At 52.3% G+C, this 16,674-nt stretch carries 13 protein-coding genes and 1 pseudogene; 4 read left to right on the top strand and 10 right to left on the bottom strand.

All coding sequences use genetic code 11. The features are described 5' to 3' along the window. The first annotated feature begins 52 nt into the window (after positions 1–52). A complete protein-coding gene (locus HV213_RS10140) occupies positions 53–607 on the top strand; it encodes a GNAT family N-acetyltransferase (protein WP_181485599.1) in 555 nt (184 codons plus the stop codon). Positions 608–730: 123 nt separating this feature from the next. On the opposite strand, the gene pbpG is transcribed toward HV213_RS10140, so the two are convergent. Next, complete coding sequence (gene pbpG, locus HV213_RS10135) at positions 731–1,678, bottom strand: D-alanyl-D-alanine endopeptidase (RefSeq protein ID WP_181485598.1); 948 nt, start codon at positions 1,676–1,678, stop codon at positions 731–733. Between the two features lie 175 nt (positions 1,679–1,853). After that, positions 1,854–2,441, bottom strand: coding sequence for a Yip1 family protein (locus tag HV213_RS10130; protein ID WP_110272418.1), 588 nt, complete (start codon positions 2,439–2,441; stop codon positions 1,854–1,856). Positions 2,442–2,743: 302 nt separating this feature from the next. Here HV213_RS10130 and HV213_RS10125 point away from each other — a divergent pair, with 302 nt between their 5' ends. Next, positions 2,744–3,313, top strand: a complete 570-nt coding sequence (locus HV213_RS10125) for a DedA family protein (RefSeq protein WP_181485597.1) — start codon at positions 2,744–2,746, stop codon at positions 3,311–3,313. Positions 3,314–3,398: 85 nt separating this feature from the next. Here the strand turns inward: HV213_RS10125 and sdaAA are convergent, their stop codons facing one another. Next, the gene (sdaAA, locus tag HV213_RS10120; protein ID WP_181485596.1) at positions 3,399–4,970 is read right to left on the bottom strand and encodes an L-serine ammonia-lyase, iron-sulfur-dependent, subunit alpha; all 1,572 of its coding nucleotides are present in this window, start codon (positions 4,968–4,970) and stop codon (positions 3,399–3,401) included. Next, complete coding sequence (locus HV213_RS10115; RefSeq protein ID WP_181485595.1) at positions 4,967–6,064, bottom strand: YkvI family membrane protein; 1,098 nt, start codon at positions 6,062–6,064, stop codon at positions 4,967–4,969. Before HV213_RS10115 ends, sdaAA begins: the two co-directional genes overlap by 4 nt. A 557-nt stretch (positions 6,065–6,621) precedes the next feature. Between HV213_RS10115 and HV213_RS10110 the strand changes: the two genes are divergently transcribed. After that, positions 6,622–7,176 (top strand): helix-turn-helix domain-containing protein, encoded by a 555-nt coding sequence (locus HV213_RS10110; protein WP_181485594.1) that lies wholly within the window; start codon positions 6,622–6,624, stop codon positions 7,174–7,176. A 159-nt stretch (positions 7,177–7,335) separates the two neighbouring features. On the opposite strand, the gene mdtQ is transcribed toward HV213_RS10110, so the two are convergent. Then, complete coding sequence (gene mdtQ / locus HV213_RS10105) at positions 7,336–8,775, bottom strand: multidrug resistance outer membrane protein MdtQ (protein ID WP_181485593.1); 1,440 nt, start codon at positions 8,773–8,775, stop codon at positions 7,336–7,338. 319 nt (positions 8,776–9,094) lie between these two features. On the opposite strand from mdtQ, the gene HV213_RS10100 reads away from it, so the two are divergent. Next, on the top strand, positions 9,095–9,829 hold the full coding sequence (locus tag HV213_RS10100) for a class I SAM-dependent methyltransferase (RefSeq protein WP_181485592.1): 735 nt from the start codon (positions 9,095–9,097) through the stop codon (positions 9,827–9,829). 113 nt (positions 9,830–9,942) lie between these two features. Here the strand turns inward: HV213_RS10100 and HV213_RS10095 are convergent, their stop codons facing one another. The 5 genes and pseudogenes from HV213_RS10095 to HV213_RS10075 form a co-directional block, all read right to left on the bottom strand. Further along, complete coding sequence (locus HV213_RS10095; protein WP_181485591.1) at positions 9,943–11,340, bottom strand: glycoside hydrolase family 1 protein; 1,398 nt, start codon at positions 11,338–11,340, stop codon at positions 9,943–9,945. A 17-nt stretch (positions 11,341–11,357) separates the two neighbouring features. Next, positions 11,358–13,331 (bottom strand): annotated as a pseudogene (gene bglF / locus HV213_RS10090) (PTS beta-glucoside transporter subunit IIABC). A gap of 53 nt (positions 13,332–13,384) precedes the next feature. Beyond that, the gene (bglG, locus tag HV213_RS10085; protein WP_181485589.1) at positions 13,385–14,218 is read right to left on the bottom strand and encodes a transcriptional antiterminator BglG; all 834 of its coding nucleotides are present in this window, start codon (positions 14,216–14,218) and stop codon (positions 13,385–13,387) included. A 152-nt stretch (positions 14,219–14,370) separates the two neighbouring features. Next, on the bottom strand, positions 14,371–15,309 hold the full coding sequence (gene dusC / locus HV213_RS10080; RefSeq protein ID WP_181485588.1) for a tRNA dihydrouridine(16) synthase DusC: 939 nt from the start codon (positions 15,307–15,309) through the stop codon (positions 14,371–14,373). A 169-nt stretch (positions 15,310–15,478) separates the two neighbouring features. Beyond that, positions 15,479–16,672: a 3-hydroxybenzoate 6-monooxygenase gene (locus HV213_RS10075; protein ID WP_181485587.1), complete on the bottom strand. Its 1,194-nt coding sequence runs from the start codon at positions 16,670–16,672 to the stop codon at positions 15,479–15,481. Between the last annotated feature and the right edge of the window lie 2 nt (positions 16,673–16,674).

Here is a 16,674-nt window from a genome sequence, read left to right as displayed (position 1 = left end):
GCTGCACGCCGGAGAAATCCCCTCTCCGGCAACCCCGCTAAAGGAACCCAACATGTCCGCAGTGGATAAGTTACATGACGCTGACTTAGAGATCCGCGAAGCGCTGCCCGATGATGCCCACGCCATCGCCGCTCTGTACGTCTGGCACGTACTGAACGGACGCGCATCCTTTGAAGAGATCCCCCCAACCGTCGATGAGATGCGCAAACGCATCAAAAACGTGCGTGATAACGGGCTGCCCTGGCTGGTTGCTCTGTGGCGCGGAACCATTGTCGGCTACTGCTACGCCACCTTTTATCGCCCCCGCCCGGCCTATCGCTACACGCTTGAAGAGTCGATTTACGTCGAAGCTGGCATGGGCGGACGCGGCATCGGTAGCGCCCTGCTCTCTCGCCTGATTGAGAAGTGTGAACAGGGTTCGTGGCGACAAATGCTGGCGATTATTGGCGACGGACACAGCAACGCCGGGTCTATCGCTATTCATAAGAAGTTCGGTTTTAGCGTAGCGGGTCAGCTGCGCAGCGTCGGCTACAAGATGGGCGACTGGCGGGATACGTTGATTATGCAGCGCCCTCTCGGCGATGGCGACTGGACGCTGCCGGAGTAACTCCTCGGTGTCGCGGGTAAGAGGTAGCCCGGACAGGCGCGCTAGCGCCGCCTCCGGGAAAATCCCCCGGCTCGCGCTGCGCTTAGCCGGGCTACAAGTTTCCAGCGATCTGCACGCCGCAGGTTAATCGTTCTGCGCAGTCTGCGCGCCGCCTTTCAGCATCGCGTCGGCCATTTGCGCTTCACGCTGCTTCTTATAGCTGAGCGCGGAAGCCGGAACCGGCATCACCTTCCCGGTTTCAATCCACGTCCGCAAACGACTGGCATCGGCAAAGTGGGTATATTTTCCGAACGCATCCATGACCACCAGCGCCACCGGACGCCCTTTGATCACCGTACGCATAATCAGGCAGTGGCCCGCCGCGTTGGTAAAACCGGTTTTGGTCAGCTGAATATTCCAGTTATCGCGGTACACCAGATGGTTGGTATTACGGAACGGCAGCGTGTAGGCAGGATGAGCGAAGGTCGCCATATCCTCTTTGGTGGTGCTCAGTTGACCAATCAGCGGATACTGTTCGCTGGCGATCAGCAGCTTGCTCAGATCGCGTGCGGTGGAGACGTTATGAATCGACAGGCCAGTTGGCTCAACGTAACGGGTACGGGTCATCCCCAGCGCCTGCGCTTTGGCATTCATCGCACGAATAAACGCATCGTAGCCACCCGGATAATGGTGCGCCAGGCTGGCGGCAGCGCGGTTTTCTGACGACATCAGCGCCAGCAGCAGCATATTGCGGCGGCTGATTTCGCTGTTCAGGCGCACGCGTGAATAAATACCCTTCATTTCAGGCGTATGGCTGATATCGACGCTCAGCATCTCATCGAGCGGCAGATGGGCATCCAGCACCACCATCGCGGTCATCACCTTGGTGATTGACGCCATCGGGCGAACCAGATCCGGCTGGCTGGCATAAATGATTTTTTTACTGGCAAGATCGACGATCATTGCGCTACCGGAAGCGATATCCGGCTGTGAAGCGGTAACCGCCGCAGGGGTTTTAGCTATCGCCTGGGGCGCAAAAGGCACAGCCAGCAGCAAAGTCAGGCTGAGCAAAGAAACTCGAAATTTGGTCATCGTGAGCATTCTGAAAAGTATTTTTGCACGTTATGAACGTACGCCGCGACGCTGGGGTGGTAACGCCGCTGGCAAAAATCATCATACCCCGGCAGAACGCTGGCTGGCTAATAAGAATCGTGAACAAATGCTGCATTGCCGACATAAAAACCTATTTATGTCGACAATGAGTTAATCAGAAGAGTCGATATCCGTAACCCCAGAGAATCACGGTGATGGCGAGCAGCACTTCCAGCACCAGCACCCCAATCGCCAGAGTGGAGCTGGCGAAGCTCAGCCCCTCTTCTTTATTGATACTCAAGAAGGTTGGAATGCCGAGGTACAGCAGATAACCGGTATACAGCAGCGCGACGGTCCCCACGAGCGCGCACAGCCATACCAGCGGATAGAGCGCCACAATCCCGCTCAGGAAGATCGGCGTGGCGACATAACCGGCAAACACCATACAGCGTTTCAGCGAAGGTCGCTGCGGATAGCTTCTTGCCATCCACCAGATAACCCGCCCCATCACCGCCACCCCGGCGAGCATAACGGCATAAAACAGCACCGCCAGCGCCAGCCCGGTCATCAGTGACAGTTTTACCACTGTGCCATCGCCGAAGTTCCAGCCCAGCTGCGTCGTGCCGATAAAGGCGCAGATAACCGGAACCGCCGCCATGACCAGCACGTGGTGCGTATAGTGATGCGAAATGGTCTCGTTTTCGCTTTTGATAACGCTCATCTCTTGATTAGGATGAGAGAAGAGTCCCCAGACATGGTTCATAGCGTCCCCCTTGTCACGGCGTGGTACAGCACTGATCCAAGTATAATTCACCTTGTAGATTATTTTGTGTACAACGATAAAAATGCTCTTCCCCGCACTTTTATCATCAGGGTGTATGATTAAGAGCCTATCCCAGTAGGCGTTATTGGCACAGACAGTTTGAACACGGCCAGCGCGGAAGAACCGGAGCGTACACGTAGTACGTGAGGATTCTGAGCACTGCCCAGGTTCAAAATGGCAAGCAAAATAGCCCTAATGAGATAGGCTCTAAGGGACTGACGTGTTAAGGAGTTTATCTTTATATGGATATCAATAACCTGATTTCCCAGTACGGCTACGCGGCGCTGGTCATTGGCAGCATGGCGGAAGGCGAAACCATCACTCTGCTCGGCGGCGTGGCGGCACATCAGGGATTATTGAAGTTCTGGCTGGTGGTTATTTCGGTCGCCCTCGGAGGAATGATCGGCGACCAACTGCTTTACTTACTTGGCAGACGCTTTGGCGGGCGCATTCTGCGGCGATTTTCGAGCCAGAAAAAGCGGATTCAGAAAGCACAGCGCATGATCCAACGACGCCCTTATCTGTTTGTGATTGGCACCCGTTTTATGTACGGCTTTCGGGTCATCGGGCCGCTACTGATTGGCGCCAGCCGTCTGCCGCCAAAGCTGTTTCTGCCGCTGAATATTCTCGGCGCGATTATCTGGGCGTTAATTTTTACCACCCTCGGATATCTCGGCGGTGAAGCGATTGGCCCGTGGTTGCATCATCTGGATGCGCATCTGAAACACTTTATCTGGCTGGTTCTGGTGGTCGTTCTGGTGGTTGCGGCGCACTGGTGGCTCAAGCGCCGCGAGGCGAAAAGGAAAGAGTGAAGACCAACCTAAAGTCTCAAAATCAACCCCTGATACACTTTCAGGAGTTGATTTTGGGTCAGTCTATTAATGTAGAAAGTCAGTGTTATAACTTTTCACGTTTTATCAATAAATCTTGCGTAATGCGTTGCCCCGTTTTGGTGATGCATAGTCCCCCCTGACAGGTGCAACGCAGTGTTGCTGGCATTTTCTGTCCGATGTCATACATTGAATGAATAGTTTCATCCAGTGGAATTATTGGGTTAAATCCCCACATCACCATATTCGCAGATAGTGCTGCATTACTGACCGAGCTGACGTTACGACTTATGCAAGGAATTTCAGTCAAGCCTCCTACCGGATCGCAAATAAGGCCGAGCATATTTTGCATCGCCATCGATGCAGCCTGAAAAGCTTGTTCGATGTTACCGCCTAATAGTTGAACAATACCGCCAGCCGCCATTGCGCTTGCTGACCCATTCTCAGCCTGGCAAGCAGCAACTTCGGCACCAAAAGAAGCGTTGTTTGAAATAAACGATCCAATTAAGCCACTGACCAGTAACCCTTTGATGATATCTTCTCTTGGTAAATTCAGGCTTTCACCAATAATGATGATACTAGCAGGAATGACGCCACTGGACCCTGCCGTTGGCGCGGCCACGACGATATTATGCGCACAGCTATTTTCCATGACTGAAATCGCAGCCAAAGCAGTATCATTTAATACCCCTGATGGTATTGAATTCGTGCTTTTAATAGCCTGTTTCATTTCCTGAGCTTTGTAGGGTAAAAAACCATACACAGGCGTTGAGGCCGGATCTGGCGCAATCGTTGACTGTTTCATCACATCATAGGTATGTTCCGCCAGCTGCCATATCTCTTCTTCGGTTGTTTTACCAATCGAAACCTCATAGTCCAGGGCAATCTCCCACATCGATTTCCCTGTTGCTTTCGCATAGGATAATGCCCCTTCAGCATTAGAAAAAAGTACCGTCGGCTTTTTTTTCATTTCAACCGGCATAATTGCAGGGGCATATTTCACCCATAGCACATCAGGTTGCTTATCAAACGCCAGTATTTTTTCTTTTGTTTCCCTATCGAAACCCGACACCGCATACAACACGCTGTCATTTTTCATCGATTTCTTTATTGAAACATCTAATTTATTAAGTACGTCAACCAAATGGGTGGCATTAGCCAGGGAACAACAAATAAAAATCTGTTCCTGAGTACCATCGATAAAAACAGGAAAACCATTTAACTCTACAATCTCAAACATCCCGCCGCCGGTTGAAAATGTTAAAACGGAAAGTTCGATTTCATCATTTTCATTATAGACATTAATCAATGCCTCATTCGGATGTCGTGATGAGAGTTTTTGCTTAGAGAACCATATGTTCTTGCCCATACTTTTAGCAATTTCTACCGCATCTTTGACTTGCGCATTGTCTGTTTTAAAACCAAGCAATCCGCCGGTAAATCCGAAGTTTGAACCTTGCCCAATATAAGTTTCAGGATAAGAACCGCTTTCATCAAAAATAATATTTGCTTTATTTATCTCTCGTCCAAACAATAAACGAGATTCTAAACCTATCCTTGCACAACCCGCTGAATGTGAGCTGGAAGGGCCGCACATAATCGGCCCCAACACATCATTGAAAATACTATGAACCATCATACAGCCTCATTATTACGGTTTTTTGCTAAATAGATACGGATAAATTTTACGACCATCAGGACAACAATCAGCGAACCAACATATCCACTCATGATATAAACTGCATTGATAATGACATCAAATGGCATTGCAATGGCACCAAGTAGTGCAATGAGAGAAACACCCCAAACGATAGCTTTATGTTTCTTCGTGCCTTCCTCAGAGAATTTAATCGCAATAATATGAAGCAATGGCGTTGAAATGGTATAGATAGCAAAAAATATTAATGCGCCAAATGCAATACCAAGCGGGGCCCAAATTTCTTTCGCAAGGAAGAAATTGATAATTTGTTTATTTGCTACTTGTTCAATATTAGAGGTGATGGCGTAAGAAGCAACCACATCAAGCAGTGCATAGATAATCAACCCAATACTTTGACCAATCACCAATGGTTTAAAATCAAACTTCGTGGCTAAATCTGCAGAGAATGCGGCCAGAAACAGCACCATTAAACCAACTAAAGATATACCAGAAAGGAACCAGTTTGGTGCGACCTTTAATAGTTCAAATTCATTCGCCTCGATACGAACCGCATTTACATCAATGTTGCTCCCGTTCATAACCAGTGTTGCGATACTCACAATAACCACAAAGGCAGTTAAGAACGGCATAATTATACCCAGAGATTTAAGGATAGAATTTAAACCGATAGTAACAGTCCCGGCGGTGATAACCGCAGTAATAATTGCACCGATGATTAGAGGTAAACCATATTGCTCAAATAATATTGAGCCACCGGCGGCGATCTCTGCAATAAACATGGTAAAACAGAATAGCAGCGAAAACCATTCGATCACTTTACCAATAATCGGCCCACAGAAGAATGTAAATACCTCAGTTCCTTTACTACAACCGCCATATTTACCTGCGTAAATGAATCCTATATTGACAAAAATAATCACCAGACTGAACACAATCCCGACGCCAACAGCGTGATGGCCGAATGGGACAAAAAACTGAATGGTTTCCTGGCCGCTCATAAAACCGCCGCCGATTAGATAGCCCAGGCTAGAGGCAACGAAAATATAGACCTGGCTTAAAAATAGTTTATTCACACATCCTCCTCGATCAGATTTGAAAATCCTTAAACCCCATGAACATCACCATTATTAAAAAATATAATTATTTTTTCATAATCATGAAAACAAGCTATCATGAACATCCTCCCTCATCACGTTGTTTTTCCATAATTATGATTTTAAATTCACAATTGTGAATTCGATCTGATTTTTAAGAGTACGAATCAGTACTAAGGAAGGAAGAGAGATCAGAGTTCCATCGGGTTGAAATATAAAATTAAGATATTGAAAACAATAACAAATTAGCCCATTCAATCAATCCATTCGAAGATCACAGGAGTGTTTTGTACATTGTTAGAAGTGAGCGTAAGCGATGAGATCGCCCATGAGTGACACTCTATGAATCCCATCATCATCTCCGCTGGGGCCCGTAAAACCTACACCAGATTTGAGGGCAGGTTTACTGACAAACGTGTTGATTCAAAATGTGATTTATTCAACACCGTATCGCTTGTATTATACTCCCTGGGCGCGGTTAGTTTTCGAGATAACCTCTATCAGATCAGTGAATTACAGCAAGGTGTAACGAGCCAATGAATGAAGATTTTTCGAATTGTAATGTCGGACAAAGAATAAAAGAAATCAGAAAACAACAAAGTAAGACATTACAACAGTTATCAGCTGAGAGCGGCTTATCTAGCGGTTATTTGAGTAACTTAGAGAGAAACGTGATCAGCCCGACAATCTATCAGTTGCAAAAGGTATGTTTTGCCTTAAACGTAAACATCACCGATGTGCTAACCGTGCATGATACCCCTGTGAGCCCTGTGGTTCGGGCAGATGAAAGAGACGTCTTTTTTGCTGAGAAAGGAAAAGTAAAATACGAAATGCTCAGTCCTGGGGAAAATGACATCGAAGCCATCTGTATCACCGTGGAAAAAGGGATTACCTATGAACGCACTTCCTGGGGTCATGATTATGATGAAATAGCGATCATTACTCAGGGGAGTCTATGCATTGAAATGTTAGATCAAGAGTTTGTTATTAACGCTGGCGATACCATCTATATTAAGAAAAATACCTTGCATACCTTTAAAAATATTGGGGATTCCACCTGCATCAGTTACTGGTTCTACAAGAAAAAATAGATAATCTGTGCCGATAAGAATGCAAAATGATCCCTACCTGGTGACTCCGTCGTGGTTACGTCTTTCGAGATTCTCAGATTAGCCCCAGAGCCTTTGTTGACTCCTGGACCGCAGAGATACGTCTCCCCGATAACCACCAACGCCACCGGGGAAACAGAGTTACTTCGCCGCCTGATGGTACCCGCCACCCAGCGCGGAAGTCAGTTGGATACTGGCATCAAGCCATTGACCGTGCAGTCGTAGTGCGGTGACTCGCTCCTGCAATGCGGGCAGCTTCGCCAGGCTGACGCGTGAACCGGAGAGTATCCCGGCATTCATCCGCGCTTGCGCCAGAGCGACTATCCGCTGAGTATCTTTCTCTACCTGCTGTTGCTGCTGATTTTTTGCCATCAGCGTCTCAACCTGGCTGGCCGTTTTCGCTACCTGATTAACCGCATCAACTACCGCTTTATTGTACTTCGCCACCGACAGGCTATTCTGCGCGCTGGCGATATCCAGATTCGCGTTCAGGCGACCGCTATCAAAAATAGGCAGCGTCAGACCGGCGGTCACGCCCATCTGCTGTGCGGAGTGGCGGAACAGATCGCTGAGGTGCAGCGCATCCTGTTGCAGGAAAGCCATCAGGTTGATATCCGGATAAAACGCCGCTTTGGCGGCATCGATTTCGCTCAGAGAAGCTTCGATATACCAGTGCGCAACCTGTAAATCCGGACGCCGCGCCAGCAGCTCGTAGCCTAGCTCCGTTGGCATCTGCGCGCTAACAGCAGGCAGTTCGGTCGGATGCAGGTTTAGCGCCTGACTCTGGTTGTTGGTCAGCGCCATCAGCCGGGCCTCAATCTCTTTCATGTTGCCCGCAACATCGGCGAGCTGCTGATCGGTTTTGCTGACGTTAATATCGCTCTCCGCCCCTTCGGCCGAGTTGGTGATCCCACGCTGATACAGCGCCGTATCCACGGTCACGATATTATTCTGCTCACTCTTCACCTGAATCAGTACATTTTTGATGGCGGCTTCAGTCTGCCACTGCCAGTAAAGGCGGGCGACGCTGCTGGCCAGCAGTTCGCGAGTCTGCGCCTCTTCAGCAACCTGCGCTTTAACTTCACCAATACGCGCCTTCAGCAGGGCGCGATTTTTACCCCATAGATCCAGATCCCAACCCGCCGTCAGGCCAAAGGTTCCGTTGGTATACCACGGCCCGGTGTTGCCATCAGTATCGGTAGCAAACGGCCCCATCAGGCCTTCGGAGGACATTTTTTGCCGTTCAACATCGGCGGAAAAATCCAGACTCGGCCCCAGGTTAGACTGCGACATCCGCGCCTGCGCTTCCGCCAGCCTGATTCGCTGTTCAGCAATCTGCATATCCGGTGCGTTGGCTAACGCGCGCTGAATCAGGCTATTGAGCTGCGGGTCGTGGTAATCCTGCCACCAGTTGCTCTGCGGCCAGCCGTTTTTTACGGCTGCGGGCAGTTCCATTGAGACGTGGGATACCGGGGTTTGCTGCTGCACCGGGTTGCTAATATCGTGCGATGGCGCACAGCCAGCCAGCGCGATAGCCAATGGCAGGCTGGCCAGGACGCGTTTGCTCAAGTTCAGGTTCATGAAATCGGTCTGATGACTAAATAAGGTTGGATATAATAAGCTAATTGCATAAGTACCGTTTAGTAAAGCGTGTGCCGAAACTATTAGCAGGCTAAAAATAAACTATACCCTAAATAATTCGAGTTGTATGAAGGCGGCGACGCAGTGAATTCCCGGGAGCGTACTTCAGTACGCAACTGGGGTGAGCGACAAATCTGTCTGGAACAGATTTGAACGCCGTATCCCGGCGGCCCGTAAGGGCGAGGCTCATGGATGAGCCGAGTAACAAAGACAACGCACATACAACTTGAAGTATGACGGGTATATTCATGGAGTGAAAATGAGTCAGAACATCTATGACGATCCCGCTTTTTTTGCCGGATACGCCACCCTCGATCGCTCGGTAAAAGGGCTGGAAGGCGCACCTGAGTGGCCAACCATTCAGCAAATGCTTCCGCCATTATCGGGATTACGCGTTGTTGACCTCGGCTGCGGCTACGGCTGGTTTTGCCGCTGGGCCCGTGAGCAGGGTGCAACACAGGTAGAAGGACTGGATATCTCCAGCCGGATGCTCGATCGCGCCCGCGAGACGACCGATGGTGAAGGGATTCGCTATCGCTGCGAAGATCTACAGACCCTCACCCTGCCCGCCAATAGCTGCGAGCTGGTTTATAGCTCGCTGGCGCTACACTATCTGCCCGACGTCGCGCCGCTGTTCACCACCGTTTACCAGGCATTGACCCCCGGCGGTACGCTGCTGTTTTCCGCCGAACATCCTATTTACACCGCCCCGCCGCATCAGGGCTGGCAGGAAGATGAGAACGGACAGAAGAGCTGGCCGGTGAGCCACTATCAGCAGGAAGGCGAGCGTATCAGCAACTGGTTTGCCGATGGCGTCAAAAAGCAGCACCGCAAGCTTTCCAGTTGGATAAACCTGCTGGTCGCCGCCGGTTTTGTTATTGAGCATCTGGATGAATGGGGGCCAACGGCGGAGCAAATTGCCGCCCAGCCCGCGCTGGATGAAGAAAAAGAGCGACCGATGATTTTTCTGTTGCGCGCGCGCAAACCGGGATAATAAGCAAAATGGCCCGGAGGTTATCCGGGCCATGAAGATAATGTAAGCTATCGTGCACGCATTTTTGTCAGGTGGCGGCTAACGCCTTACCTGACCTACGCACCCCCAGGCTATTACTCTTTTAAGCTGCCGCCGTTAGTGGCAATCACTTCTTTATACCAGTTGAAGCTTTTCTTGCGGCTGCGCGCCAGGGTGCCGTTGCCCTGGTCATCGCGATCGACGTAGATAAAGCCGTAGCGCTTGGACATCTCCGCCTTCGACGCACTCACCAGGTCGATTGGCCCCCAACTGGTGTAGCCCATTAACTCAACGCCATCTTCAATCGCCTCGCGCGCCTGCACCAGGTGATCGTTGAGGTAGCTGATGCGATAGTCATCGTTGATGCTGCCATCAGCTTCGACTTTATCCTTCGCGCCAAGGCCGTTTTCAACGATAAACAGCGGTTTCTGATAGCGATCCCACAGCACGTTCAGCAGCGTACGCAGGCCCAGCGGGTCAATCTGCCAGCCCCATTCCGAGCTTGCCAGGTGCGGGTTCGGCACCATGCTGAGAATATTGCCGCGCGCTTTTTTGTTCAGCTCTTCATCGGCGGTGACGCAGCCGGTCATATAGTAGCTAAAGGAGATGAAATCAACCGTCTCTTTCAGAGCTTCGCGATCGGCATCGGTGATCTCAATATTAATGCCGTTATCGCGGAAATAGCGCAGCATATAGCCCGGATAAGTGCCGCGGCACTGTACATCGCCGAAGAACTGCCAGCTGCGGTTCTGCTGCAGGGTTTCAAAAATATCGTCCGGTTTGCAGCTGAGCGGGTACATCAGGCCGCCGAGCAGCATGTTGCCGATTTTGCCTTCCGGGACGATCTCATGGCAGGCCTTCGTCGCCAGCGCGCTCGCCACCAGCTGATGGTGAATCGCCTGATAAACTTCGGCTTTGCTGCTGTCAGCGGGCAAGCCGACGCCAGTCATCGGCGCGTGCAGGGACATATTGATTTCGTTGAAGGTCAGCCACAGTTTGACCTTAGCCTGATAGCGCGCAAACACAGTGCGAGCATAACGATCGAAGAAACCAATGACCTTGCGGTTGCCCCAACCGCCGTAGTTTTTCACCAGCGCCCACGGCATCTCGTAGTGCGACAGGGTCACCAGCGGCGTGATGTTGTGCTTCGCCATTTCATCAAACAGCTTATCGTAATAGGCCAGTCCCGCTTCGTTTGGCTGCGCATCATCACCGTTAGGGAAAATACGCGTCCAGGCAATCGACACACGCAGGCAGTTAAAGCCCATTTCAGCAAACAGGCTGATATCTTCCGGGTAACGATGGTAGAAATCGATGGCGACATCTTTAATGCTGCTATCGCCCGGTACGCGTTCCACAACCTCGCTAAAAATGCCGCCGTTTGGCTGGATATCAGAAGTCGACAGTCCTTTTCCGTCCTCCAGATAAGCGCCTTCGACCTGATTTGCCGCGGTCGCACCGCCCCATAAAAACGCCTGTGGGAATGTCTTCATTGATCTCTCTCCTGTGATTAATGGCTTACGGACAACAGCGGCTGACCGGCATCCACCGCGCTGGCGGATACGATATCCAGAGCACGATAATCGTCGCTGTTGCTGATAATAATGGGCGTTGCCAGGTCATAACCGGCATCCAGAATCGCCTGGCGGTCAAACTCCAGCAGCAGATCGCCCGCTTTCACTTTGTCGCCCTCTTTAACATGAGCAGTAAACGGTGCGCCATCGAGCTTCACGGTATCGATGCCGACGTGGATAAGCAGTTCGATACCGCTATCGCTTAGCAGGCCGATGGCATGTTTGGTTTGAAAAATTGAGGCAACTTCACCTGAGAACGGGGCGATAACCTTGCCCACGGACGGAATAATCGCGACGCCCTGGCCGAGCAAACCGCTGGCGAAGGTGCTGTCAGGTACCTGATCCAGCGCCAGTACGCTACCGGTCATCGGTGCCAAAATATCGTTTTCTGAGGCAGGTGCGACGGCAACAGCAGTCTGCTCAGCGGTGCTGCGCGGCAACCCGGCGATAAAGGTCAGTACGCAGGCGATAACCAGCGCCACCACCATACCGACCACACCGCCCCAGACGCTGGCGTCGACGCCGCCTGGCGGGATCATCAGCGCAGGTAAAAAGATATTAGGGAAGCCGAAAGAGTAGATGCTGGTATTAAAGAATGCGGTAATCGCGCCACCAATCGCCCCGGCCACGCAGCCAAAGATAAACGGACGGCGCAGCGGCAGCGTCAGACCATAAATTGCTGGTTCGGTGATACCAAAAATCCCGGCGGAAAAAGCAGAACCGGCCAGCACTTTCTGGCGGGTATCGCGAGTACGCAAGAAGATACCCAACACTGCGCCGACCTGCCCCATCACCGCAGGCAGCACCATCGGCCCCATGGTATCGTGGCCCAGTACAGCCAGATTGTTAATCATCAGCGGTACCAGCCCCCAGTGCAGGCCAAAAATCACGCACACCTGCCACAGCGCGCCCAGCGCGGCACCCGCCAGCCACGGAGCGACGGCGTAGATTATCTGGTAACCCTGCGCCAGCAGTTGGCTTAGCCAGGTGGCTACCGGGCCGATCGCCAGGAAGGTCAGGGGAACAACCACGCCCAGGCAAATCGCCGGCGTGAAGAAGTTTTTCATGGCCGATGGCAACAGCGCATTGCTTCTGCGCTCCAGCCAGCAGCTCACCCAGGAGGCGAGAATAATCGGGATCACCGACGAGCTGTAATTAATAAACGTCACCGGGATGCCTATAAAATGCTCGACCGGTGCGCCCGGCGCCTGAGCGGCCTCAAAGGCCTGAATCATCAGCGGATGCGTTAGCGCGCCGCCAATCGCCATAGTGATAAACGGATTACCACCGAATTTCACCCCGGCGGTATAGCCGAGGAAAAGCGGGAAGAAGAAGAACAGCGCATCGCTGGCGGCAAACCAGATTTTATAGGTCGCATCGCCAGTATTGAGCCAGCCGCAAACTACCGCCAGCGCCAGAAAACCTTTAAGCAAACCGGTGGCCGCCAGTACGCCGATAAACGGGGTGAAAATACCGGAAACGATATCGATAAGCTGGCCAAGCAAAGACGTTTTCTCGCCCTTTTCCGCGACCGGCTGACTCTCGTCCGTCAGGCCCGCTTCGCTACGCACCGCTTGCCAGACATCATGCACATGGTTACCAATGACCACCTGAAACTGGCCGCCGCTTTCTACGACCATAATAACGCCAGGATTCGCCTTCAGCCCTTCAGCATCCGCCTTTTTGCTATCTTTGAGCTTAAAACGCAGTCGTGTAGCGCAGTGAACCAGACTCACAATATTCTCTTTGCCGCCTACCCGGCTGAGAATATCCTGCGCGAGTGCTTTATATTCCATGCTGTTTTTCCTTACTTCCGCTGCCCGCAGGCATCGTTAACTGAGTATTAAAAAATAAAAAAACCCGAGAACAACGCCGGTTTTGGCGTTGCGCTCAGGTTTTGCCTGCGTAATGCAGTAACAATCCAGTTTTAATGAAGGAGCTAAGAGCCAGGCCCGATAAGCGCTTAGCGACCCTCTTTTCTCACCCTTTCAATATGAATGGCGAGAAACATAATTTCTTCCGTCGTCAGCGACCGCTGATAGCTCTTTTGCAGATGCCGGGCAACGGTTTCTGCACATTTCCACGCTTTCGGGTAGTTATCCTTTACCGCGCTGTGCAGCGTCACATCGTCATCTTCCACCACCGTTCGCGTCAGCATCCGCTGGGCGAAAAACTTAAGATGGGTGACAAAGCGCTGATAGCTCAACGACTCTTCGTCGTAGTTGAGCGTCAGCTGATACTTCACCAGTTGCAGGATCTCCTGCATGACGCGGGTAACGTGCATCACCTCCGGCATTTCGCTGTTAAGCTGCGCCGTGACCAGATGCAGGGCGATAAACCCGGCTTCATCTTCGGCAAGCTCAACCCCGAGCCGTTTGGCAATAATCGCCCGCGCTTCCTGTCCTAACTCAAACTCCTTCGGATACAGCCGCTTAATTTCCCACAGCAGGACGTTACGAATCGCCATGCCGTTCTTTTGCCGCTCAATCGCAAAGTGGCAGTGATCGGTCAGGGTAATGTACAAACTGTCCTGTAACTTACCGAGACGACCGCGCGCCAGATCGATAATCCGATCGCAGGTGGTCATCACTTCTAACGGTATCTGACTGAGTAATTCGCCTAAACGGCCAACCAGTTCATCGCTCTGCAGCGCGAAGACCTTTTCAATTTTACTTTCATCAAGAGAGTCACCAACGCGTTTTTGAAAGGCAAGTCCTCGGCCCATGACCACCTGTTCGCGCTGCTGCTCATCTACAACCACCACTACATTATTATTAAGTACTTTGGCGATTTGCATATGAACCCCAAAAACAAAAAAACCTGACCCCGACGGATGCCAGGAAATCAGGTTTTGCCTGCCGGAGCAGTAACAATCAGGGCTGAGTATTTCACTGTCCGCAGGGTAATCTCAATGGGACAAACAGAAAAATGTGATGCAGGTCAGATAGTTTAACTACGCCAGTCGTTAATTGTGCGCGCGATGCTCTTTGAATCCTGCAGGGCGCGTACCGCGCTAAAAAGCTCAGAGGCTTCAAGGTATTCTTTACGTAAATAACCCAACCACTGTTTGATACGCGCAACGTGATAAAGACCGGTGTCGCCCTGTTTTTCCAGGTGAGCGTATTTTTTCAGTAGCCCGACCACCTCAGGCCAGGGCATGCGCGGTTCGTTATATTTGATCACCCGGCTTAAGTTCGGCACGTTCAGCGCGCCGCGGCCAATCATCACCGAGTCGCAGCCGGTTACCGCCAGACAACCCTGGGCGCTTTGCCAGTCCCAGATTTCGCCGTTGGCGACCACCGGGATGGTCAGGCGCTGACGAATTTCGCCGATCGCCTGCCAGTTGATGCGCTCCGCTTTATAACCGTCCTCTTTGGTGCGCCCGTGAACCACCAGCTCGCTGGCCCCCGCCTGCTGAACCGCATCGGCGATTTCAAATTGCCGCTCGCCGCTATCCCAGCCCAGACGTACTTTGACCGTTACCGGTAGATGATCCGGCACAGCCTCGCGCATCGCCTTCGCGCCGCGATAGATAAGTTCAGGGTCTTTGAGCAACGTCGCCCCGCCGCCGCTGCCGTTGACCAGCTTTGACGGACAGCCACAGTTGAGGTCAACGCCCCAGGAGCCAAGCTCGACCGCGCGGGCGGCGTTTTCCGCCAGCCATTGCGGATATTGCCCGAGCAACTGAATGCGCACGCGAGTACCGGACGGCGTCAGGCTATTGTTGTGCAATTCCGGACACAACTTATAGAACGATTTTACCGGCAGGAGCTGATCCACCACGCGCAAAAATTCGGTGATGCAGAGATCGTAATCATTCACTTCGGTCAGCAACTCGCGTACCAGCGAATCGAGCACACCTTCCATCGGCGCCAGTAATACACGCATATTGTTTATCATTGCCCGGAAAAAAAGAGGCGCTATGGTAGCGCCTCCCGGGGCGGGTTGAAAGGGGGCCAGTACGTTTTCCCGCAGGCGCTGCTGCTTCCCGGCTTGCGCTGCGCTTAGCCGGGCTACAATGTCACAGCTGTCTGCGACCCGGGAAATGCTCTGCAGGTTAACGTGCTTCCAGGCAGTTATCCTCTTTCCAGCCGTATAACCACTCGATACCGCGATAAAACTCACTCTGGGTTTTGCCTTTCCATAGCAGGTTGCGTACCTGGCGCTCGACCCCGGCAGCATGATAAACCCGCCCCATCTCACGGGTTGACCAGACAATACGCGCGGTGCGTGGGATGCGTACCGACTCATACAGCGCAAACGCGCGGGCCGCATCGCCGTCGCACTGCGCCAGCGCTTTGCCCAGCGTCACCGCATCTTCCAGCGCCATGCAGGCGCCCTGGGCCATATACTGCGCCACCGGATGGGCAGCATCACCAACCAGCGTAATGCGATCGTTGCCCCATTTCTCTACCGGCTCACGGTCGGCAGTGGACCAGCGTCGCCAGGAGGTTGGCTTATCCAGCATCTGCCGGGGGCGCGGATGGATACCTTTGAAATAAGAAAGCACCTCTTCCTTGCTGCCGTCGCGCACGCCCCACTCTTCTTTTTCGCGGCTGTGGAAGGTCACCACCAGGTTGTACTGCTTGCCGCCGCGTAACGGGTAATGCACAAGGTGGCAGTGCGGCCCGGCCCACAGCACCGGGGCGTTAATACGTAAATCTTCCGGCATATCGGCAGCGTCAACCACCGCGCGATACACCACGTGGCCGGTCACTCTTGGCGCATCGCCGAGCAGGCTCTGGCGCACCACCGACTTTCCGCCGTCGCAGCCGATCAGCACATCGGCCGTCCAGCTGTTGCCTTTATCATCGAAAACCGTCACGTCATTGGCGGTTTGACGAATATCCACCACCTGCGTTGAGGTGCGATATTCCACGCCAGGATGGGTCAGCACCGCTTCCCAGACGGTGGCGTGGATGTCCACCCGATGGATCACCGCATAGGGGCCGCCAAAGTGGTCGCGGAAGGCCTGCCCGGTCTCAATGCACACCACCTCTTCACCGTTTACTGCGTCCATCATGGTGATGTGATCGGTAAATACCGCACGTTGACGGGCGATTTCGCCAACACCCAGGCTGTCCAACGCCGAGAACGCGTTTGGGCCAAGCTGGATCCCCGCGCCGATTTCGCCAATTTCATGGGCCTTTTCTAATAGCATCACCTTGATGCCCTGGCGCGCCAGAGAGAGCGCCGTTGCCGCCCCGCCGATGCCGCCGCCGACAATAATTGCTCGCATCACTTTTGCCATGT

The organism is Klebsiella sp. RHBSTW-00484 (genome assembly GCF_013705725.1).
Classification (GTDB): domain Bacteria; phylum Pseudomonadota; class Gammaproteobacteria; order Enterobacterales; family Enterobacteriaceae; genus Klebsiella.
Note: the sequence above shows the minus strand (reverse complement) of the source record. Positions and strands in the feature narration are given on the sequence as shown.

Excerpts from the sequence above, each read along its gene's own strand:
- HV213_RS10130 (WP_110272418.1), bottom strand. The coding sequence starts at position 2,441 with ATGAACCATGTCTGGGGACTCTTCTCTCATCCTAATCAAGAGATGAGC.
- HV213_RS10100 (WP_181485592.1), top strand. The coding sequence starts at position 9,095 with ATGAGTCAGAACATCTATGACGATCCCGCTTTTTTTGCCGGATACGCC.
- bglG (WP_181485589.1), bottom strand. The coding sequence starts at position 14,218 with ATGCAAATCGCCAAAGTACTTAATAATAATGTAGTGGTGGTTGTAGAT.
- HV213_RS10095 (WP_181485591.1), bottom strand. The coding sequence starts at position 11,340 with ATGAAGACATTCCCACAGGCGTTTTTATGGGGCGGTGCGACCGCGGCA.
- HV213_RS10110 (WP_181485594.1), top strand. The coding sequence starts at position 6,622 with ATGAATGAAGATTTTTCGAATTGTAATGTCGGACAAAGAATAAAAGAA.
- dusC (WP_181485588.1), bottom strand. The coding sequence starts at position 15,309 with ATGCGTGTATTACTGGCGCCGATGGAAGGTGTGCTCGATTCGCTGGTA.
- HV213_RS10125 (WP_181485597.1), top strand. The coding sequence starts at position 2,744 with ATGGATATCAATAACCTGATTTCCCAGTACGGCTACGCGGCGCTGGTC.
- HV213_RS10140 (WP_181485599.1), top strand. The coding sequence starts at position 53 with ATGTCCGCAGTGGATAAGTTACATGACGCTGACTTAGAGATCCGCGAA.
- HV213_RS10075 (WP_181485587.1), bottom strand. The coding sequence starts at position 16,672 with ATGGCAAAAGTGATGCGAGCAATTATTGTCGGCGGCGGCATCGGCGGG.
- pbpG (WP_181485598.1), bottom strand. The coding sequence starts at position 1,678 with ATGACCAAATTTCGAGTTTCTTTGCTCAGCCTGACTTTGCTGCTGGCT.
- sdaAA (WP_181485596.1), bottom strand. The coding sequence starts at position 4,970 with ATGATGGTTCATAGTATTTTCAATGATGTGTTGGGGCCGATTATGTGC.
- mdtQ (WP_181485593.1), bottom strand. The coding sequence starts at position 8,775 with ATGAACCTGAACTTGAGCAAACGCGTCCTGGCCAGCCTGCCATTGGCT.